Origin of the sequence: Mesorhizobium sp. M0590, assembly GCF_040320905.1 — a bacterium.
Classification (GTDB): Bacteria; Pseudomonadota; Alphaproteobacteria; order Rhizobiales; family Rhizobiaceae; genus Mesorhizobium.
Genome location: NZ_JAMYQN010000020.1, coordinates 1 through 20,394 on the forward strand (window position 1 = coordinate 1; position 20,394 = coordinate 20,394).

Consider the following 20,394-nt stretch of genomic DNA (forward strand, 5'->3'; position numbering starts at 1 on the left):
AATCTAGTATGCCGTCTCGCTTCGTCCAACTCCCTCCTCCGCTTCTGCCATAATGAATGGGCTGTTGCCAGAAACGCCACGTCGCGTTCATACATGCAGGGCGCAAACCGGGAGACTGAAATGCCCGCCCACAGCAATCTCAAGCCGGTGCTGACGGCTGCTGATGTCAACGCGCTGATGGCGACCGTTTTCCCGCAACTCAACGACCAGTTCACCTTCTACGAGGCGTTGGAGGTGTTTCCAGGCGGCTGTGTCGTGCGACTCAATGCCGACGAGCGCCATTTGCGTCCCGGCGGCACCGTGTCGGGTTCGGCGCTGTTCACGCTGGCCGACATAGGCGGCTATGTCTGCGTGCTCTCGCATGCCGGACCGGATGCACTTTCGGTCACCACCAGTCTCAACATCAATTTTGTCCACAAGGCCGAGGCCGGGCCGATCGACGGCCATTGCCGCATCCTCAAGCTCGGCAAGAGCCTGATGGTGTTCGATATCGACATCGTCGCCGGCCCGAAGGGACACACGGTAGCGCACGCAACGGGCACCTATTCGATCCCGCCAAAGCGAGCGCCGGCCTGATGCTTTCGATTGAATTTTTCCTTGATGTGTATATATGTGCGCATGGGTGATCTTTGCTGGAGCGTGACAGCCGCAAAATCGTGAAGCGTCTCAAGGACGACGGTTTCGAGCTGGTTTCCATACGCGGCTCACATCACAAGTTCCGAAAGGGCGAGATCGTGTTGATCGTTCCGCATCCGGAGAAGGATCTACCAACCGGTACAGCTCGCGCCATCGCCAAGCAAGCGGGCTGGATATAGGCGACCTGAGGCGGCTTGGAGGCTGAGATGAAGAACTATTTCGCGTTGGTCGATAAAGATCCCGACAGCGCGTTCGGCATTCGCTTTCCCGACATTCCCGGCTGCTTTTCAGCCGCGGACGAGGCGGAAGACATCGTACCGAATGCAGTCGAAGCATTGCAACTGTGGGCGGAGGATATGCCTGTTCCCGAACCGTCCAGCCACGAGGCGATCATCGCGCTTGCGGATATACGCAAAGCACTTGCTGAAGGAGGCTATCTGGTCTCGGTACCACTCATCGACAATGACAGCGCTGTCGTGAGGGCGAATGTGACTTTCGAGCGTGGCGTTTTGCGGGCGATCGACGCCGCAGCGCGCGACCGAGGCATAACGCGATCGGCATTCCTCTCCAGCGCAGCTCGCAAGGAAATCGAGGCAAAGCACTGAGACTTGCCCGACACAGAACCAAAATCGCGATGTGGTAAAATCATACCTTTAACACAAATCCTTGTTTTCATTTGGCTTTATCTTCTGGCAAGTGTTTCATGCGCCTTGACGCGATCGAACCCCTCCCCTATAAGCCGTGACGAAGCAGCGGCCCGCAAAGGCCGCCGTTTTGTTATTGGCGGCGGGCAAGCGCCTTTCGCCAATCCAAGCAACAAGAAACGCCTTCTTTTGAAGGTCCGAACCGAAAGCAACAATTCATGGCAACCTTTTCGCAGAAGCCTGCGGATGTGGTGAAGAAGTGGGTGCTGATCGACGCCGAGGGTCTCGTCGTCGGCCGTCTCGCCACTGTCATCGCCAATCATCTTCGCGGCAAGCACAAGCCCACCTTCACCCCGCACGTCGACGACGGCGACAACGTCATCGTCATCAATGCCGACAAAGTGGTGTTCACCGGCAAGAAGTTCACCGACAAGGTCTATTACTGGCACACCGGCCACCCCGGCGGCGTCAAGGAGCGCACCGCGCGCCAGCTGCTCGAGGGTCGTTTCCCCGAGCGTGTCGTCGAAAAGGCCGTCGAACGCATGATCCCGCGTGGCCCGCTCGGCCGTCGCCAGATGAAGAACCTCCGCGTCTATGCAGGCACGGAACATCCGCATGTCGCCCAGCAGCCCGTCGTCCTCGACGTGGCCAAGCTGAACGCCAAGAACAAGAAGGTTTCGTAAGATGGCTGAGCTTTCCTCGCTCGCAGAACTCGGAGCTGCCACCGGCAATACCAACACCCAGCCGGCCGCACCCGTCCATGTCCAGAAACTCGATAAGTCGGGCCGCGCTTACGCCACCGGCAAGCGCAAGAACGCCATCGCCCGCGTCTGGGTGAAGCCCGGCTCCGGCAAGATCGTCGTCAACGACAAGGTGTTCGCCGAATATTTCGCGCGTCCGGTGCTGCAGATGATCCTCAACCAGCCGATCATCGCCGCCAATCGCGCCGGCCAGTACGACATCGTTGCCACCGTCATCGGCGGCGGCCTTTCCGGCCAGGCCGGTGCCGTGCGCCACGGCATCTCCAAGGCGCTGACCTATTACGAGCCGGCGCTGCGCGCCGTGCTCAAGAAGGGTGGCTTCCTGACCCGCGACAGCCGCGTCGTCGAGCGCAAGAAGTACGGCAAGGCGAAGGCCCGCCGGAGCTTCCAGTTCTCCAAGCGCTAAGCGCTGCGCAATTACACGCTATCGAAAGGCCGCCTCCGGGCGGCCTTTTCCACAAAAAGGGGCACCAATCACCCCATCGGGCGCGGCTCGCACGCATCGTGGCAGACTTCAGGCCTTGATGAAGTCAATGAACGCCCGCAACGGCGCCGGCACGAGGCGCCGGCCTGGATAGTAAAGGAACGGGCCGGAGAAGCTCTGCCACCAGGGTTCAAGCAGCGGTTCGAGCGCCCCGCTCTCGAAGTGAGGGCGTAGCCAATCCTCGAACAGGCTGATGATGCCGGTGCCGGCGATGGCTGCATCGACTTTGAGGTCAGTCGCCCCACCCAGGGTCACGACAAGCGGCCCCGTCGGGTCGACCCGCACCACCTCGCCGTCGCGCTCGAATTCCCACGGCGGCATCGCACGGCTGGCAAAGCGGCCGCGCAGGCAGGCGTGGCCGAGCAGGTCGCTCGGGTGTTGCGGCCGGCCATGACGATCCAGGTAGGCCGGGCTGGCGGCGGTGGCGAAGCGCTGCACGCGCGGTCCGATCGGCACAGCGATCATGTCCTGCTCCAGCCGCTCCTCATAGCGGATGCCGGCGTCGCACCCCGCCGCCAGCACATCGACGAAGCTCTCCTCCGAGATCACCTCCAACCGAATGCCTGGATAGGCGGCGAGAAAAGGCGGAACGATGCTGGGCAGCACCAGCCGCGCCGCGCTGACCGGCACATTGAGGCGCAACGTACCTGCCGGCCTGTCGCGAAAGCCGTTCACTACGTCGAGGGCCGACTCCACCTCGGTCAAGGCAGGACCGAGCCGCGCCAGCAGGCCTTCGCCGGCTTCCGTCAGGACAACGCTGCGGGTCGTCCGGTTGAGCAGCCTGACACCGAGCTGCGTCTCCAGGCGCCGCACCGCCTCGCTCAAGCCGGACGCACTGCCGCCGCTGGCGCGTGCCGCACCGCGAAAGCCTTTGGCGCGCGCTACGGCCACGAAGGCGTTCAGATCCGCGAGATCAATCTGCATTGTTCGTCATTCCGCACAGCCCGTGCGAATTGTACCCAATTATCATGAGATCGGACAGCGTCTATCTCTGCACCATCCCTGAAGGAGAAAGACCATGTCCAGCGTCGACCAGTCCGGCACATTCATCCTCGGCGACCGCAAGGTGAGACGGCTCGGCTACGGCGCCATGCAGCTCGCAGGGCCAGGCGTCTTCGGCCCACCAAAGGACCACGACGCGGCATTGGCCGTACTGCGCGAAGCCGTTGCACAAGGCGTCAACCACATCGACACCAGCGACTTCTATGGCCCGCACGTGACCAACCTGTTGATCCGCGAAGCGCTCGCACCCTATCCCGACGACCTCGTTATTGTCACCAAGATCGGTGCCCGGCGCGGCCAGGGCGGATCGTGGCTGCCGGCCTTCTCGGCAGAAGAGCTGACACAGGCGGTGCACGACAATCTGCGCAATCTTGGGCTCGACGCGCTGGAGGTGGTCAACCTGCGGGTCATGTTCGATGCGCATGGCCCCGCCGAAGGGTCGATCGAGGCGCCGCTTGCGACGCTTGCCGAGCTCCAGCGACAGGGCCTCGTGCGCCACATCGGGCTGAGCAACGTCACCGCTGCACAGATCGCCGAAGGCCGCAGGATTTGCAGGATCGTCTGCGTGCAGAACCAGTACAATCTGGCGCATCGGGGCGACGATGCCTCGATCGACGATCTGGCCCGCGACGGCATTGCCTATGTGCCGTTCTTCCCGCTTGGCGGCTTCAACCCGTTGCAGTCGTCGACCTTGTCCAAGGTCGCCGCACGCCTCGGCGCCACGCCCATGCAGGTCGCGCTCGCCTGGCTGCTTCGCCGCGCGCCCAACATTCTTCTGATTCCCGGCACGTCTTCCGTCGCGCATCTCAGGGAGAACCTCGCCGCTGCCGACCTCGAACTGTCGGACGATGTCATCAAGGAGCTGGATGGTGTGGCAATGGCGGCCTGCGAGTAGATTACCGAAGGCAGTGATGAGCCAATCTCCCCCAAAATGGGTTCCCTTGCGGGGGAGATTGCCGGTAGGACAGCGAAGGCGCGCGACCTAGCAGGCGGGACAGCCGAGACGCTGAAGGATCGTCGCATTTTTCTGCCACTACGCCACATTTTGTTCTTGCTTTGTGCCGGCAGCTATGCTACTAATCTGGGTATGGTGCTAATTGGCTCCAACGACCCGCCCACGGAGGCGGGTTTTCTGTTTCTGGGTTCCTTCGAAAGTTTGGCGCTGCCGGCCTGGGGTCGGCGGGACAGCGCCCTTCTGCCCTGCCGGGCATCGTCACCACAAGAGGGAGATCCAATTCTCGCCGCGCCGGTCTAGTTGATGCTGGCCGTGTTGGCCGGCTCGGCCGGGCGCTTCTCACCGGCATAGGGCACGCGAAAACCGTTCGCCGCCAGCCAACCGATGGCGGCCTTCGGTTCGTCGGTCTGGATGATGGTGGCGCCGCGCTCGACCCAGAAGCCGTAGGTCTCGCGCGGCAGGCTGGCCGCGACCGCCAGCTCGTCGCCGCGGCCGCCGGCGAGGAAGCCGCCCGGCTTGTTGACGATGGCATAGGTGTCGGCCCAGATGTGCCAGTCGCCCCTCACCGCCAGCGCGCGCATGCGCGGGCTGAACAGCGGGCCGCCGGTCTCGGTCAGTGTCTCAGATCCCGTGCGCCAGTTGATCATCTCGACCGCGCGCATCGGGAAGGCCCGGCTCACTTTCTCGGCAAACATGGCGTCGCGAACCGCGTCATCGGCGATAATGGGCATGAACTGGAAGCCGCTGCCGATCGCGTCCATGGCGGCCTTGACACTGGCAATCCGCTCCGCATTCCACAGGTTCTCCTTGACGATCACCTGTTCGACCATGCCGAGGTCGCGCGCAACCGCGACCATGCCGACGAGGCTTTCGGTATCGAGCTTGTTGTCGAGATTGATGAGGATCCTGTCCCTGGTCGTCATCAACATCTCGCGCAACGTCGAGACCGTCTCGCCCGTAACGGCGCCGGTGCCTTCGATCACCAACCGGCAAGTCTTGAGTTCGGCCAATGTGTGCTTGTCGACCTCACCTTTGCAATTCGTCGTGCGGTCGAGCCAACTGTCATGCATGACGACGAACTGTCCGTCCTTCGAGCGCCTAATATCGACCTCGACGATTTCGGCGCCCGTTGCGATCGACGCCTCGACGGCGGCGATCGAATTTTCGGGATAGAGCGTCTTGCCGGATTGCATGCCGCCGGCGCGGTGCGCGGCCACTAGCACATGGTCGCGCCATTGGTTGGCGTGCTCGAAGCGGTCGCGAATCTGCCTGGCGCGCGTTTCGCCTGCCGATGCCTGGCCAAGGGAGAGCGCCAGCGCCGCGGAAAGCAGAAGGCTCAGCCAAATCGTTCGCATGAGACAAGTCGTTCGCACGAGAATCGCTCCGTACCGGGATCGCACCCCGGTTAAGCGATGCCCGTGACAGGCAGGTGAACGAAGCCGGCTTGCAAAATGCCGGAAAATCAGGTCAGCGCCGGCCGAGGCAGTCGTCGGCGGCTACTTTCGGTTGCTTGCCAGGCAATCTCCTGGCGAGCGATGCCGGGTTCGCCTGGCGAGCAAGGATTTGTGACCGGATCGAATGGCCATGATCCTCCGCAGGGGTCGCAATTCTGAGAATTATGTCCAATAAGGTTGCGCGTCGACGCACAGGAGATCGCTTCATGCCGCCAAGGACCATCGATCATGCCTTCACCACCCGCTCCAGGACGGGTGCGTCGTTCGAGCCGACCTATGCCGGCGCCCTGTCGTTCATGCGGCGCAAATATTCGAAGGACGTGAAGGACGCCGATGCGGTGGTGTGGGGCATTCCCTTCGACGCTGCGGTCACCAATCGGCCGGGCGCCCGTTTCGGACCGCAGGCGATCCGCCGCGCCTCGGCCATCCTCGACAACGATCCGCAATATCCGTTTTCGCGCGATCTGTTCGAACAGCTTGCCGTGGTCGATTATGGCGACTGCCTGCTCGACAGCGGCAATCACCAGAAGACGCCTGCCACGATCGAACGCGAAGCGGCGAAGATCCTGAAATCCGGCGCCTTTCTGCTGTCACTCGGTGGCGATCACTTCGTCACCTGGCCGCTGCTGAAGGCGCATGCCGCCATCCATGGCCCGCTGGCTCTGGTGCAGTTCGACGCACACCAGGACACCTGGCCCGACGACGGCAAGCGCATCGATCACGGCTCCTTCGTCGGCCGTGCAGTCAAGGAGGGCATCATCGACCCCGACCGGTCGATCCAGATCGGCATCCGCACCCATGCGCCCGACACGTTCGGTATCAAGATCCTGTATGGCCATGAAGTGGAGGAAATGCGTGCGTCCGACATCGCCTATGCCATCGTCGACCGTACGGGCGGCAAGAAGACCTACGTCACTTTCGACATCGATTGCCTGGACCCGGCTTTTGCGCCCGGCACCGGAACGCCGGTCGCGGGAGGCCCGTCTTCGGCAAAGATCCTGTCGGTGCTGCGCCAGATCAACCAGCTCGATATCGTCGGCGCCGACGTCGTCGAGGTTGCGCCAGCCTATGATCACGCCGATATAACGGCGATTGCCGGGTCGATGGTGGCCATGCACTATCTCGGGCTGTTGGCGGAACGAAAGGCCCGACTCGAAGAAATGAACCAGGGCAATCACGGCGTTGCCGGATTGAATCAGGCAAGCGGCATATAGCTTTGAGATAACAGGAATTTTGGCAAGCAATGAAACCGAAAATCTTCATCGACGGCGAGCACGGCACCACCGGTCTGCAGATAAGGGCGCTGCTTGCCGAGCGTGGCGACCTGGAAATCATCTCCATCCCGACCGAGCGCCGCAAGGAAACGGCAGCGCGCGCCGAGTTCCTCAATGCTGCGGATGTCGCGATCCTCTGTCTGCCGGATGCAGCCGCCAAGGAAAGCGTTTCGCTGATCGCCAATGACACCACCAAAGTGATCGACGCCTCGACGGCACATCGCGTCGCCGATGGGTGGGAATATGGTTTCGCCGAAATGGACAAGGACCAGGCGAAAAAGATCGCTTCGGCGAAGCGCGTCGCCAATCCGGGCTGCTGGCCACAAGGACCGATCGCGACGCTGCGGCCGCTGGTTGCGGCGGGGCTGCTGCCGGCCGATTTTCCGGTCACCGTCAACGGCATTTCCGGCTATTCCGGCGGCGGCCGGCCGATGATCGAGGATTATGTCGGCAAGGGCGAGGATGCGCCGGAATTCCTGCCTTACGGGCTGACGCTGCAGCACAAGCACGTGCCTGAGCTCAGGACCTATGCCAAGCTTTCGCACGATCCGATCATGCAGCCGGCGGTCGGCAATTTCGCGCAAGGCATGATCACGGTGGTGCCGCTGCAACTCGGCGGCCTCGACCATGTGCCGACCGGCGCCGAGCTTCACGCGGCGATCGCCGATCATTTCGCTTCCATCGATGGCGGCGTGGTCGAGGTGGCGCCGTATCTGCATCAGGAACGCATGCCTGACATCGATCCGGAGATCTATAATGGCACCAACCGGATGAAGCTCTACGTCTTCGCCAATGACGATCGAGCGCAGGCGCTGCTGCTTGCGGTCTATGACAATCTCGGCAAGGGCGCCTCGGGCGCTGCCGTGCAGAACATGGATCTGATGCTCGGCCTCTGAATGGATGTGCCGGCATTTCCAAAGCGCTGGAAGGTCGGCGCGCCCGAACTCACCGCCGACACGTTCAGCAGCCGCATCTGGAAGGTTGCGCGCGAGGACGGCTCGCCGGCAATCGTCAAGGATCTAAAGCCTTTCGACGATGTCGAGGACGAGTTGCGTGGCGAGCATTTCCTCGCCTGGCGACGCGGCGAAGGCGTGGTGCGGCTGCTCGGCAGCGACGGCCACCGCATGCTGCTCGAATACGCTGGCGACAGGATGCTGTCACACCATCTTGCCGAACACGGCGACAATGCCGCCACCGCGATCGCGGCGGGGGTGATGGCAAGACTGGTCTCGCCGTCGAAGCACCCTGCCCCGCCGGACCTTCAGCCGTTGCGGACCCGGTTTTCCAGCCTATTCAAAAAAGCGAGGGCCGATCGCGCCGCCGGCGAAAGGAGCCTGTATGTCGAAGCAGCCGAAATCGCGGAACGGCTGCTGTCCAATCCGCACGACGTGCGGCCGCTGCACGGCGACCTGCATCATGACAACATCATGCACGGTCCGCGCGGCTGGCTGGCGATCGACCCGAAGGGCGTTCTCGGCGACCCCGGCTTCGACGCCGCCAACATGTTCTACAACCCACTTGACCGGGACGATCTTTGCCTCGATCCGCGGCGGATCGCGCATATGGCGCATGTCTTTTCCGCAACGCTCGGCCAGTCGCCGCCCGCGATACTGGACCACGCCATCGCCTATGGCTGCCTGTCGGCTGCATGGCATCATGAGGATCGCAATGCGGTCGACGAAAACCGCGAGCTGGCGATTGCCACAGCAATCCGGCGGGTGCGGCTCAGCCTCTGAGAGCAATCTCATGAGGCAGCGGATAAGCGCCCTTGGTGCCGCGCCAATGCGCGGCGGCGAAGCCGAGCAGGAACAGCGCGAATGCCTGATGCGTCAGGGCCATGTGCAGCGGCACATGCATCAATAGTGTGCCGATGCCGATCGATGCCTGCACCACGACAATCAGGAACAGAAGCGTCGCGCGTCGGGCATGCGTCGTGCCCGGCAGGCGCCGGCGTGTCGAGATCATGTGCCAGAGCGCGACCGCGAAGATCGTGTAGGCGCCGACCCGGTGGACGAATTGCACCGTCTTCGGATTTTCGAAGAAATTGCGCCATGCCGGCTCGAGCAGCAGCAGGTCGCCAGGGACCAGCTTGCCGTCCATCAGCGGCCAGGTGTTGTAGCTCAAGCCGGCGTCGAGCCCTGCGACCAGCCCGCCGAGATAGATCTGGACCAGCGCCAGCAGCACCAGGAAGCCGGCCAGACGTTGCGTCGAGCGGTCGGCGGCAGGTTCCGAGTGCGGCGCCAGCCCACGCGCGACCACCATGGTCGCCGTGAAGATCAGCGCCGCCAGCGTCAGATGCGTCGCCAGCCGATATTGGCTGACCGAAACCCGGTCAACCAACCCGGACGCCACCATCCACCAGCCTATCGCGCCCTGCAGGGCGCCGAGAAGGAGGATGCCCGACAATTTCGTGCCGAGGCCCCGCTCGATGCGGCGCGTCGCCCAGAAGAACAGCAGCGGCAGGGCGAAGACCACGCCGACACTACGCGCCAGGATGCGGTGCACCCATTCCCACCAGAAGATCGATTTGAACGCCTCGATGCTCATGCCGTTGTTGAGTTCGGCATATTGCGGAATTTGCTGGTAGCGCAGGAACTCCTCCTGCCACTCGGCATCATTGAGCGGCGGGATGACGCCGTGTATCGGCTGCCATTCGGTGATCGACAGGCCGGAATTGGTGAGCCTTGTAGCGCCGCCGACCAGTACCAGCGCAAACAGCACCAGGAGCACGACATAGAGCCAACCGCGTACCAGCGCGCGGTTGCGAAGGTCGCGATCGCGGGCGGCGAAAGGCGCGGCATCGGATATGGCAGCAGCCATGGATTTGTCCCGACAGTTGAAGTCTCGGATTGGTGAACCATCGCAACCCGGCTTGCAAGACCGGACAGCGCGGCACGCCGTCGCGCCGTTTCTGGCGGGTTGCGCGTATTGGCTGTTCGGCCTAAGCGATAGCGATCAACGAGATCGCGCCATGCCCATTCGCCTGAAAAAGCTGATCGGAAGCTTCCTGCTGGTAGTGCTGGTCATAGTCTATGCGCTGGTCGCCTCGATCGTGGCGGTCGCCCAATTGTCGCAGTCCGGGCCGCTGGCGCACTTCATCTTCTTCCTGCTCAGCGGGCTTTTGTGGGTGCTGCCGGCGATGGGCATCATCAAATGGCTGATCCTGGAGCCGCGGCCGAAGGGGCGAGGCAACAGTTAGATCGTCACCACCGTCTTGCCGGCATTGGCCAGCGGCGTCGTCACGCCCGACAACATTGTTCGGATGTGGGCGACGCTCTGATAGCGGCCATTGACCGAAATGCGCGGTAGGGCGTGCAGGAAGCCGGCATGCTCGGCGCGGAGTATGCCGTGGCGGGTTGTCACCGCCGAGGCATAGCCGGCATCGCGGACTAGGCCTACTTCGCGGCGGCCGACGGCACTGGCATAACCGTAGGGATAGGCGAAATGGCGCGGCTCCTCGCCGAGTTTGGCCTGCAATATGCGCTTGACGTCGCCGATCTCATGTCGCGCATCGCTCTCGGAAAGCCGCTTCAGATTGCAGTGATTGACGCTATGTGCGCCGATCGTCACCAGCGGGTGCTCGGCCATGGTGCGGATCTCGTCCCAGTTCATCAGCGTGCTCGGGCGCGGACCACCCAACTCGATGCCGTTCGAGCGCGCCAGATCCCGCAACACCGCACGCTGGTCCTGCTCGCGCACCTTCAGCGTCAGATGAGCGTGCAGGCGCGCATTGGCCTGGACCTTTTTTCCCGGACTCGAGCAGTCGATTGTCACCGGGCCATCCGGCGTCGTCAGCGTCAGGCGATCGCGCGCATTGACGATGTCCTCGACCACGTCCCACCACAAATCGGCGGCGCCGTCGATCAGTCCCGGCGCGACGTAGATGGTGATCGGCGCGCCGTGTTTCTCCAGCACCGGCAGCGCCTCGGTCATGTTGTCTCGATAGGCGTCGTCGGCGGTGATCGTCGCAAACTGGCCGTCCTTGTCACCAGCCTTGATGCGCTCGATCGCCTCGTCAAGCGTGACGAAACTGTAGCCGTTCGCCTTCAAGTCGGCGATCACGGTGTCGAGAAACCCAGGCGCGATGTTCAAGTGGCGGTTGACGCCGTTCGGCTTTTCCGGTGTCGCGGTTACCCGATGCAGCATCAGGATAGCGCCGAGACCGCCGATAAACGGCTTGGCCAGCGGAGCGAGACCGGAATAGCGGGCGAGATTGAGCGCCAGTTTGCGGATTGCCTCGCCCCCGTCGATCATTCATTCACCTTTTGCGCCTAAGCTCATCAAGCATGGAATGCGCCTGCGCGGACCCCCAATCGCGACGAATACGCCCTAAGGATTGAGGTATGGTTGACGCCACCGCGTCATTTGACGGCAATCGGCTGGCAAGCAGCGAGGCGTCGCCGTGTGCCTTGCCGGCCGGCAAAGCCGGCCTGTCAACCTCGGTCGCCGATAGTGTGGCGTTGGCGGCGTACGCAGAATTCTGCCGTTCGGCGCTTTTTGCCCCTGCGCAAAGCGCAGGCTGGATCCTGAACTGGGCCGCACATACCGGCGCCGACGTTGTCGTTGCGACGCTGCGCGCCGAGGACAGGCCGGTTTTCTCACTGGCGCTGGAGGTCACTTGTAGTGGAGCGTTCCGCGTCGCCCGGTTCATGGGCGGCCGCCATGCAAACGGCAATTTTGCCGCCGCCGACCCGCAATGGCTGGCGAATGCCGATAGCGCGGCGATCCGCTCGATGCTGGCTGCGATTGCCAAGGCGCGGCGCGACATCGATCTTGTTGCGCTGGAGCGGCTGCTGCCCGATCTCGACGGCGTTGCCAACCCGCTCTCCGCCTTGCCGCATTTTTCGAGCCCCAATCTGTCGCTGGCCGCCGGTCTTGTGGGAGGATTTGACGCACTGCTCACCCGCGTGAGCGGCAAGCGCAGGCGCAAGAAGCATCGCTCGCAGGCGCGCAAGTTCGAGGCCGTTGGCAGCTATCGTCGCATCGAGGCGAGGACTGCGGACGAAGTGCACATGCTGCTCGATGCCTTTTTCGAGATGAAGGAATTCCGCTTCCGCAAGATGGGCATCGCCGATGTTTTCGGTGAGGCGGAGGTGCGCGCTTTTTTCCGCTCGCTGTTTGCCGACGCGCTTCAAGAGGAAGATCCGTCCTTCGTCCTGCATGGGCTGGAAGTCGCCGGCAAACTTCGTGCAGTCACCGGATCGAGCCGCTCGGGCAAGCGGCTGATCTGCGAATTCGGGGCGATCGCCGAGGACGACCTCGCACACACCAGCCCGGGCGACTTCCTGTTCTTCGAGAACATCCAGGAAGCCTGCGAGGCGGGTTTCGAAATCTATGATTTCTCGGTCGGCGACGAACCCTACAAGCGATTGTGGTGCGATGTCGAAACGCAGCATTTCGAGGTGCTGGTTCCGCTGACGCTGAAAGGTCGTGCGCTGGCGCTTGCGCTCAGGCACGGCGCAAGCCTGAAGGCATTCATCAAGCACAGCCCAATGGTCTGGAAGCTGACCAAGCTGCTGCGCCGCAAAGCCGTGGGGCGGACAGCACCGGCCGCAGGCGAAGACGACAGCTGATTTCGATTTTAGAGAAACTGCCTCAGGCGGCCGAGCGCCGTCCCGGCATTGGGCCCGGCGCCACATGGCCGATGGGCGTGACCAGCGTCAGGTCGGGATAGCCACTCTCGATGAGCGCGACCGCGGCCTGCGTCACCTCGTCGTCCGGCTCAAGCATGGAGAGCAAGACCTCGGTCCCCTCGCCCACTAGGCGGCTGATGCCTTGCGCGTCGGCCGGTCCGCATTCGACCACGACCAAATCATAGGCGGTGGTCAGCGACTGCATGATGATCGGCAGCCGGTCGGCGGCGCGCATGGCGCGGACCGGATCGGCTGTGCCGACGGGAATAACGTGGCAGTCCGAATAGAGATCGGGGTGGATCACATCGCTGAACTGCGCTTGCGAGGCGAGCAGATCGGTGATGCCCGGAAACAGCCCGCTGTCCAGCATCGGCCGCGAGGCGGCACCCGAAGCGGTGAGATCAAGCAGCAGCACGCGTAGCCCGGCGTCGGAGACTGCGCGCGCCACCAACACCGCCGAGGCGGCCGCCTCGTCGCCTTCTGGCGACACGAATATGGCGCGGGCGGCACCGGTGGCGATCAGTTTTTCCGCGGCCTTGTCGATGTCGACCTCGCCGAGGATAGAACGTGCCGGTTCAATGTCTCCAGCGGCCATTTCAGAGTACTCCGGTTCGATTTTCTCGGCAGCCGCTTCCGCCACCGCGACGGGTTCCGGCTCCACTTTGCTTTCAATGATATTGTCGTCGTCGGCCTCATCGATCTCGACGACTGCCGGTTCGGACCGGCCAACCGACGGGTCGGGCTCGGCCATCACGCGTTCGGCCTGGACAGCCGGCATCGCAACCTGCTCGATGCGCTCGAAATGGGCACCGGCGGCCGGACGCATGGCGCGGCCGGAAAACAGTTCCTGCAGAAGCGTGACGATCGCCATGATGAGCAACGAGCCGACAAAGGCCGCACTGACAATCGGACCAATCTTGGGGAAATAAGGTTCGGCCGGCACCTGGGCCTCCGAAAATACGCGAGCGTCGACGGGCAGATAGTTGCGATCCTTGCGTGCGGCCGCCTGGAGATAGCTGGATGAATAGAGATCGAGCTGCTGACGCTTGGTCGCGGCATCACGCTGCAGCGCATCGAGTTCCACCTGCTCTTCGCCGGCGCGGGCGGACGCCGCCTTCAGCGTGTTGACGTCTGCCACGAGTTGGGCCTCTCGCGCCTTCGCCGTCTCGGCCTGCGCCATCAGACCTTTCATGATCTTTTCCGCTTCGTTGCGGATCTGGCGGTCGAGATCCGCGAGCTGCGACTTCAGCGCGCGGATGCGCGGATGGTTGTCGAGCAAGGTGGTAGAAAGGTCGGCGATGTTGTTCTTGAGTTCGACTTGCCGCTCGCGCAGGCGCTGGATCAGTTCGGAAGACAACACCTCCGGAACGGCATCCAGCGAGCCGCCATTGCGCAACGCCCTGCGCACGCTGTCAGCGGTCGCTTCCGCCGAAGCGCGATTGGCGCGCACGCGTGACAGTTCGCTCGACAATTCGGACAGCTGCTGGGTGGCAAGCACCGAATTGTTGCCGCCCATCAAAAGATCGGACTGCGCACGGAATGCGGCAACCTTGGCTTCCGCCTCCTTCACCCGATTCTGCAGATCCGCGATTTCCGGCGCCAGAAAGTCGGTGGCGGCGGAATTCGATTCGAGCTTGGCATTGCCCTTGGAGCCGATATAGGCGTTTGCAATGGCGTTTGGGATCGCGGCGGCAAGCTTAGGATCCTCTGACGAGAACTCGATTGCGATCGCGCGGGTTTTTTCAACGCCATAGACGTTGAGCTTCTCATGCATTGCGTCCAGCACGCGCTCTTCCAGCGGAATCTCGAACGGATCGCTTTTCAAGCCAACAAGGACAAGGGCGCGGCTCAGCGCCGACATCTTCAGCGCCTCGTCGAATTCGGGCAATTTCGCCAGGTTGAGCTTCGCCGCCACCTGCTTGAGGATGTCGGGGGACGAGATGATCTGGACCTCGGTGGCCACAGCCTCTTCGTCGGGAATCGACCGCTCGTTGCCGTTGGCCCCGGCTGGCCGCGTGAACTCCGATTCTCGAGGCCCGATCTCCAGCTTGGCTGCCGCCTTATATTCGGGCGTTGCAAGCCAGGCGAGCGCAAAGGCCAGGCCGGTTACAACCAGTGCGACGACAAGGATGCGCAACCAGTTTCGCGCCAGGCTGGCGAAAAGCTGCCTGAGATCGATGTCGACATCTGCGGCCGCGGATTGAACGGACATGCATCCCTGCTCCGGTACTGAGTCAGCATGCACCGTAAACAACTATGGTAACTCAGCCGTTAATATCGCGGTAAGAACCTGTTAGGCTCTACTAACAAGCCGCAAACAAGAGGCTGAAAACCATCTGCATTTGTCGATCCGGCCCGCATCGGCCGCGCGCCTTTACCGGCCATTAACCCTAACAGGATGATAACCGAGCTCGATCGTTAAGGTTTGCCGCAGAGTCGCCGGCTATTCAAAGGTACGTGTCCGCTCATGAAAAGCACTGCTCCCCTTTTCCGCGCGCTGCTTGCCGTATCGATGCTTTCGGGCTGCTCCAGCTACCGGCCGACGCCGGCCGCATTCCATGAAGTTCTCGACCAGCCCTATCGCCTCGGCGCCGGCGACCGCGTCCGCGTAACCGTGTTCGAGCAGGAAGGACTGACCAATACCTACAGCGTCGACCAGTCCGGCTATCTCTCGCTGCCGCTCGTCGGCAACGTGCCGGCGCGCGGCCACACCGCCCAACAGCTTGAAAGCGAGATCGCCGAGAAACTGCGCCAGGGTTATTTGCGGGATCCCGATGTTTCGGTCGAAATCGATCGCTACCGGCCGATCTTCGTCATGGGTGAAGTGGGTGCGGCGGGCCAGTATTCCTACGTCCCGGGCCTGACCGTGCAGAAAGCCGTCGCCATCGCCGGCGGGTTCACGCCACGCGCCAACCAGGAAAGCGTCGACATTACCCGCGACATCAACGGCAAGGTGATAACCGGACGCGTGGTGACTTCCGACCCGCTACTGCCCGGCGATACAGTCTATGTTCGCGAACGCCTGTTTTGATGTGCTGACAAAGTGGCGGACACACTCAGGATCGTCCACTGCTTTCGCTCACCGGTCGGAGGCATCTTCCGGCATGTGCGCGACCTGACCGAGGCTCAGGTCGCCGCCGGCCATGCCGTCGGCATCGTCTGCGATTCGACGACGGGCGGCGATTTCGAGGAACGGCTGTTCGAACAGATGAAAGGCAGCCTGGCGCTCGGCATTCACCGCACCCCGATGCAGCGGCATGTCGGGCCAGGCGATCTCGCCTCGGCCCGGCGCACCTATAGGATCATAAAAGAATTGCGGCCGGACGTGCTGCACGGGCATGGCGCCAAAGGTGGCGCCTATGCCCGTCTGTTCGGCTCATTGTTGCGGGTATCCAGGTCTCGCGTAGCCCGCCTTTATTCGCCGCATGGCGGCTCGCTTCACTATGACGAGACCACCGCCATGGGGAAGCTGTTCTTCGCGCTCGAGCGCTTCATGGCTCGCTTCACCGATTGCCTGCTGTTTGTTTCCGATTATGAGCGGCGGACTTATCGCAGGAAGGTCGGCGAGCCGCCCATTCCGAACGCTCTCGTCCACAACGGCCTGCGCGCCGCCGAGTTCGAGCCGGTGCGGACCGAGCACAATGCGGTTGACCTCCTCTATATCGGCATGATGCGCGACCTCAAGGGCCCGGACATCTTCATCGATGCGCTGGGGCTAGCCGCGACACGGCTCGGCCGCCCATTGAAAGCGCTGATGGTCGGCGACGGCGACGACCTGGCGCGCTATCGCGCCCAAGTGAATCAGCTCGGCCTCGAGGTCAGCTTCCTGGCGCCGATGCCGGCCAGGCTCGCCTTCAGGCTCGCCGAACTGGTCGTCGTTCCCTCGCGCGCGGAAGCCATGCCCTATATAGTTCTGGAAGCGCTCGCCGCCGGCAAGCCGATCATCGCGACGGCGGTCGGCGGCATACCGGAAATCTTCGACACCGGCTCACCGGTCCTGATCCGGCCCGACCCGCGCGAACTTGGCGACAAGATAAGCGCCGCATTGGCCGATCTCGACACCTACAAAGGCCTGATGCCCGGCCTCGCCGACCTCAAGGCACGCTTCGGCGCCGATGTAATGGCCGCCGAAATCGAAAAGGCTTATTTCGCCGCGCTCAAAAAATAGAGCAACGGGTTTCCACCGGGCTGCTCCTGGTGAAAGCGTCTCCAAAGCCATCTGTTGTTTCAAGGGTTTCTTAGCTCTCTTTTGCTATTCACCTGAGGGAAACCTGCGGACGCCCCATGAACGAAATCGACCCAGCGCGCCGTTTTTCGCTAGACGCGGTGCGCAAATTCGACGCCCCTGCCGAGAACAATACGGCCGGCGGCATGAACGATGTTGCCCGCCAGGTCGCCTCGCAATACCGGCGTGATACGATGTCGCCGATCATGGTGAGCGGCGTCCTGCGCATGGTGGAATTCGCGCTGCTGTTGGTGTCAGGTCTTGCCGTCTATTTCTATTATGTCGGCTTTTTCAACTATCTTGCCTGGCAATACTCACTGACGATCGCCGCCACCTCGTTCCTGGCGGTCGTTCTGTTCGACGTCACCGACTGCTACCAGATTGTCGCGCTGATGCGGCCGATCGCCAATTTCGGCCGCCTCCTGCTGGTCTGGGCTGGAACCTTCGCCTTGATGGCGCTCACCGCCTTCACCATGAAAATGTCGGAAGACTATTCGCGCCTGCTCTTCGGCACGTGGTTCGTTATTGGCTTCGTGCTGATCCTGGGTCTCCGGCTGGTGATGTCGAAGCTGATCCGGCGCTGGGCGCGCGACGGGCGGATGGAGCGCCGCGCCGTCATCGTCGGTGGCGGCAAGGCGGCGGAGGTACTGATCCGCTCGGTCGAAAGGCAGCCCTACAACGACATCCGCATCTGCGGCATCTTCGACGACCGCGGCGACAAGCGGTCGCCGCCGGTTGTCGCCGGTTATCCCAAGCTCGGTACAATTTCCGAACTCATCGAATTTGCCCGCATCGCGCGCATCGACATGCTGATCGTATCGCTGCCGCTGACCGCCGAATCGCGCGTGCTGCAGTTATTGAAGAAGCTGTGGGTGCTGCCGGTCGACATCCGGCTATCGGCGCATTCGAACGCGCTGCAGTTCAGGCCGCGCGCCTATTCCTACATCGGCTCGGTGCCGATGCTCGATATCTTCGACAAGCCGATCAACGACTGGGATTCGGTCGCCAAGCGCGCCTTCGACATTGTCTTTTCGATCATCGGCATCATCGTGTTCTCGCCGGTGATGCTGGCGACCGCAATCGCGATCAAACTCGACAGCAAGGGGCCGGTGCTGTTCCATCAGAAGCGGCACGGCTTCAACAACGAGATTATCGACGTCTACAAGTTCCGTTCGATGTATACCGACAAGGCGGACCCGACGGCGAAGCAGACCGTGACCAAGAACGATCCGCGCGTCACCCGCGTCGGCCGCTTCATCCGCAAGACCTCGATCGACGAACTGCCGCAGTTCTTCAATTCGCTGTTCGGTTCGCTGTCGCTGGTCGGGCCGCGCCCGCACGCCATTGCCGCGCAGTCGCACAACCTCCTCTACAATGAAGTGGTCGACGGCTATTTCGCCCGCCACAAGGTCAAACCCGGTGTGACCGGCTGGGCGCAGATCAATGGCTGGCGCGGCGAGATGGACACCAACGAGAAGATTCGCATGCGGACGGAATACGACCTCTATTACATCGAGAACTGGTCGCTCTTGTTCGACCTCAGAATCCTGTTCCTGACGCCGATCCGCCTGCTCAATACGGAAAACGCGTATTGATCGCGACGGCCTACGAATTGCCGGCGGCGGCGGTCAACGCCAAGCTGATCGCACTGATTGTGTCGGGGGCGGTTTTCCTCGGCGTCTTCCTGTCCGGTTTCGTCATCGCCGAGCCGGCGCCATACGACCTCTATATGATCGGACTGATCGTGGTGTGGCCCTTGTTCGGCCTGCGCATCCAGCGCGCGGCGGTGCCGCTGCTGGTGCTGCTGGTGATCATGAATATCGGCGGCATGATCTCGATGACGCAGATGTCGGACCTTGCCAGCACGCCGCTCTATCTCGCAGTCTCGCTGTTCCTTGCCTTGACCGCAGTGTTCTTCGCCTCGATGACGGCCGTCCAGCCCAGTCTCTACCGGGTGATCTTCGTCGCCTATGTGGTGTCGGCAGTGCTGACTTCGCTGGTCGGCATAGCCGGCTATTTCCATGCCTTTCCAGGAGCGGAGATCTTCACCAAATACGACCGTGCCGCCGGCGCCTTCCAGGACCCGAACGTGTTCGGTCCGTTCCTGGTGCTGCCCGGCATCTACCTGCTCTACCTGCTGCTTACCGGCTCGGTCGCACGCATGCCGCTATTGGCGGTGCCGTTGCTGATAATCACCGCCGGCATCTTCTTTTCCTTTTCGCGCGGCGCCTGGGGCATGTTCGCCGTTTCGGCGATCCTGCTGACCGGTGCCTTGTTCCTGCAGAGCGCCAGCGGCAAGTTCAAGCTGCGCGTCGTCGTCATGACCATCGCCGCCGTCGGACTGCTGGTCATCGCAATGATCGTCATCCTGCAACTGCCAGGCGTCGCCGAGATGTTCTCGAACCGCGCACAGCTCGAACAAAGCTACGACACCGCCCGGCTCGGCCGCTTCGCCCGCTATACGATCGGCTTTCAGATGGCACTGGAGCATCCGTTCGGCATCGGCCCGCTCGTCTTCGGCAAGATGTTCGGCGAGGACACGCACGACATCTGGCTGAAGATGCTGATGGATTACGGCTGGCTCGGCTTCGTGTCGTTCCTGACGCTGACGTGCTGGACGATCGCCGCCGGCTTCCGCATTCTGCTGCGCGACCGGCCGTGGCAGCCTTATCTTCTATGCGCCTACGTCGCCTTCATCGGCAATATCGGGCTCGGCACCTTCATCGACATCGACCACTGGCGCCATGTCTACCTGCTGCTTGGCTTGATCTGGGGTGCCATCGCGCTCGAATACCGCCACCAGTGGCAGCTGCGGGCGGCGCAGCGACCGGCAATCCCCGTCGCGGTTGCTTCAGGCAGGACAGCAACCGAATTCGGTTGACCGGACCCGGTCTATCACGATACATCGCGACCGGTCCGGAGTGTAGCGCAGCCCGGTAGCGCACTTGACTGGGGGTCAAGGGGTCGTCGGTTCGAATCCGGCCACTCCGACCATTAAAATCCAAAGCCTTAGCCAGTTTTCCCCCAAACTGGCTGTACAGACAATAGCCGCACTGCAGCCAGCGCAACATACGCAGGCGCGTGATCTCATCGAGGGAACCGATCACGCATCACTCGTGCGCGAGGCACGGAGGCTGGCGTCTAGCCAGAAGCCCACCGAGTAACCGCGCGGTAATGGCTAGGTAAGCTTTGCTGCGTACGCCAACCTTTATCGTGAGCCCGTATTCCAGCTTCAATAAGAAAAGGTCCCGCCGCACATGCCAGAACGGCGGGACTCGATCAGGCGCCTTGCATCAGGCAGGGGTGACTCGGGGGTTGGGCATGCC

General features: G+C 62.5%; 20 protein-coding genes and 1 tRNA gene. 16 read left to right on the forward strand and 5 right to left on the reverse strand.

All coding sequences use genetic code 11. The features are described 5' to 3' along the window. The first annotated feature begins 120 nt into the window (after positions 1 to 120). The 5 genes from NKI52_RS26175 (at position 121) to rpsI (ending at position 2,447) form a co-directional block, all read left to right on the forward strand. On the forward strand, positions 121 to 576 hold the full coding sequence (locus NKI52_RS26175) for a PaaI family thioesterase (RefSeq protein ID WP_352700266.1): 456 nt from the start codon (positions 121 to 123) through the stop codon (positions 574 to 576). Between the two features lie 56 nt (positions 577 to 632). Then, positions 633 to 815 (forward strand): type II toxin-antitoxin system HicA family toxin, encoded by a 183-nt coding sequence (locus NKI52_RS26180; RefSeq protein WP_352449435.1) that lies wholly within the window; start codon positions 633 to 635, stop codon positions 813 to 815. A gap of 27 nt (positions 816 to 842) precedes the next feature. Further along, entirely contained in the window at positions 843 to 1,241 is a 399-nt protein-coding gene (locus NKI52_RS26185) for a type II toxin-antitoxin system HicB family antitoxin (protein ID WP_352449337.1), read from the forward strand. 257 nt (positions 1,242 to 1,498) lie between these two features. Further along, complete coding sequence (gene rplM, locus NKI52_RS26190) at positions 1,499 to 1,963, forward strand: 50S ribosomal protein L13 (protein ID WP_023674645.1); 465 nt, start codon at positions 1,499 to 1,501, stop codon at positions 1,961 to 1,963. A gap of 1 nt (position 1,964) precedes the next feature. Next, positions 1,965 to 2,447 carry a 30S ribosomal protein S9 gene (gene rpsI / locus NKI52_RS26195; RefSeq protein WP_023674644.1) on the forward strand — a complete coding sequence of 161 codons (483 nt, stop codon included), beginning with the start codon at positions 1,965 to 1,967 and terminating at the stop codon, positions 2,445 to 2,447. 108 nt (positions 2,448 to 2,555) lie between these two features. Here rpsI and NKI52_RS26200 read toward each other — a convergent pair whose 3' ends face one another. Further along, the gene (locus NKI52_RS26200; RefSeq protein WP_352700267.1) at positions 2,556 to 3,449 is read right to left on the reverse strand and encodes a LysR family transcriptional regulator; all 894 of its coding nucleotides are present in this window, start codon (positions 3,447 to 3,449) and stop codon (positions 2,556 to 2,558) included. A 94-nt stretch (positions 3,450 to 3,543) separates the two neighbouring features. Here NKI52_RS26200 and NKI52_RS26205 point away from each other — a divergent pair, with 94 nt between their 5' ends. Next, on the forward strand, positions 3,544 to 4,422 hold the full coding sequence (locus NKI52_RS26205; protein ID WP_352590585.1) for an aldo/keto reductase family oxidoreductase: 879 nt from the start codon (positions 3,544 to 3,546) through the stop codon (positions 4,420 to 4,422). A 356-nt stretch (positions 4,423 to 4,778) separates the two neighbouring features. Here NKI52_RS26205 and NKI52_RS26210 read toward each other — a convergent pair whose 3' ends face one another. Then, entirely contained in the window at positions 4,779 to 5,837 is a 1,059-nt protein-coding gene (locus tag NKI52_RS26210; RefSeq protein WP_352700268.1) for a glycerophosphodiester phosphodiesterase family protein, read from the reverse strand. Between the two features lie 305 nt (positions 5,838 to 6,142). Here NKI52_RS26210 and speB point away from each other — a divergent pair, with 305 nt between their 5' ends. Genes speB through NKI52_RS26225 form a run of 3 tightly spaced genes read left to right on the forward strand, consistent with a single transcriptional unit; the run spans position 6,143 to position 8,946 of the window. Beyond that, a complete protein-coding gene (speB, locus tag NKI52_RS26215; protein WP_352449331.1) occupies positions 6,143 to 7,150 on the forward strand; it encodes an agmatinase in 1,008 nt (335 codons plus the stop codon). 29 nt (positions 7,151 to 7,179) lie between these two features. Next, positions 7,180 to 8,106: an N-acetyl-gamma-glutamyl-phosphate reductase gene (argC, locus tag NKI52_RS26220; protein ID WP_352449330.1), complete on the forward strand. Its 927-nt coding sequence runs from the start codon at positions 7,180 to 7,182 to the stop codon at positions 8,104 to 8,106. Next, positions 8,107 to 8,946: an aminoglycoside phosphotransferase family protein gene (locus NKI52_RS26225; RefSeq protein WP_352636868.1), complete on the forward strand. Its 840-nt coding sequence runs from the start codon at positions 8,107 to 8,109 to the stop codon at positions 8,944 to 8,946. Here the strand turns inward: NKI52_RS26225 and NKI52_RS26230 are convergent. Beyond that, the gene (locus NKI52_RS26230) at positions 8,936 to 10,030 is read right to left on the reverse strand and encodes a COX15/CtaA family protein (protein WP_352636867.1); all 1,095 of its coding nucleotides are present in this window, start codon (positions 10,028 to 10,030) and stop codon (positions 8,936 to 8,938) included. The two genes, NKI52_RS26225 and NKI52_RS26230, sit on opposite strands and share 11 nt — an antisense overlap. Before the next feature lie 151 nt (positions 10,031 to 10,181). Here NKI52_RS26230 and NKI52_RS26235 point away from each other — a divergent pair, with 151 nt between their 5' ends. Next, on the forward strand, positions 10,182 to 10,409 hold the full coding sequence (locus tag NKI52_RS26235; protein WP_023674629.1) for a DUF2842 domain-containing protein: 228 nt from the start codon (positions 10,182 to 10,184) through the stop codon (positions 10,407 to 10,409). On the opposite strand, the gene NKI52_RS26240 is transcribed toward NKI52_RS26235, so the two are convergent. Continuing rightward, on the reverse strand, positions 10,406 to 11,464 hold the full coding sequence (locus NKI52_RS26240; RefSeq protein ID WP_352636866.1) for a polysaccharide deacetylase family protein: 1,059 nt from the start codon (positions 11,462 to 11,464) through the stop codon (positions 10,406 to 10,408). The genes NKI52_RS26235 and NKI52_RS26240 overlap by 4 nt on opposite strands. A gap of 89 nt (positions 11,465 to 11,553) precedes the next feature. Here NKI52_RS26240 and NKI52_RS26245 point away from each other — a divergent pair, with 89 nt between their 5' ends. Then, positions 11,554 to 12,783, forward strand: a complete 1,230-nt coding sequence (locus NKI52_RS26245; RefSeq protein ID WP_352700269.1) for a GNAT family N-acetyltransferase — start codon at positions 11,554 to 11,556, stop codon at positions 12,781 to 12,783. Positions 12,784 to 12,805: 22 nt separating this feature from the next. On the opposite strand, the gene NKI52_RS26250 is transcribed toward NKI52_RS26245, so the two are convergent. Next, on the reverse strand, positions 12,806 to 15,055 hold the full coding sequence (locus NKI52_RS26250; RefSeq protein ID WP_352700270.1) for a GumC family protein: 2,250 nt from the start codon (positions 15,053 to 15,055) through the stop codon (positions 12,806 to 12,808). Positions 15,056 to 15,310: 255 nt separating this feature from the next. On the opposite strand from NKI52_RS26250, the gene NKI52_RS26255 reads away from it, so the two are divergent. The 5 genes from NKI52_RS26255 to NKI52_RS26275 all read left to right on the forward strand — a co-directional run bounded on the left by NKI52_RS26255 (position 15,311) and on the right by NKI52_RS26275 (position 20,062). Further along, positions 15,311 to 15,874 (forward strand): polysaccharide biosynthesis/export family protein, encoded by a 564-nt coding sequence (locus NKI52_RS26255; RefSeq protein ID WP_023674625.1) that lies wholly within the window; start codon positions 15,311 to 15,313, stop codon positions 15,872 to 15,874. A 12-nt stretch (positions 15,875 to 15,886) separates the two neighbouring features. Next, on the forward strand, positions 15,887 to 17,011 hold the full coding sequence (locus NKI52_RS26260; protein WP_352471992.1) for a glycosyltransferase family 4 protein: 1,125 nt from the start codon (positions 15,887 to 15,889) through the stop codon (positions 17,009 to 17,011). A 116-nt stretch (positions 17,012 to 17,127) separates the two neighbouring features. Beyond that, entirely contained in the window at positions 17,128 to 18,663 is a 1,536-nt protein-coding gene (locus NKI52_RS26265; RefSeq protein WP_352571457.1) for an undecaprenyl-phosphate glucose phosphotransferase, read from the forward strand. After that, entirely contained in the window at positions 18,660 to 19,949 is a 1,290-nt protein-coding gene (locus NKI52_RS26270; RefSeq protein ID WP_352571458.1) for an O-antigen ligase family protein, read from the forward strand. Before NKI52_RS26265 ends, NKI52_RS26270 begins: the two co-directional genes overlap by 4 nt. A 36-nt stretch (positions 19,950 to 19,985) precedes the next feature. Continuing rightward, positions 19,986 to 20,062, forward strand: a tRNA-Pro gene (locus NKI52_RS26275). Positions 20,063 to 20,394 lie beyond the last annotated feature (332 nt).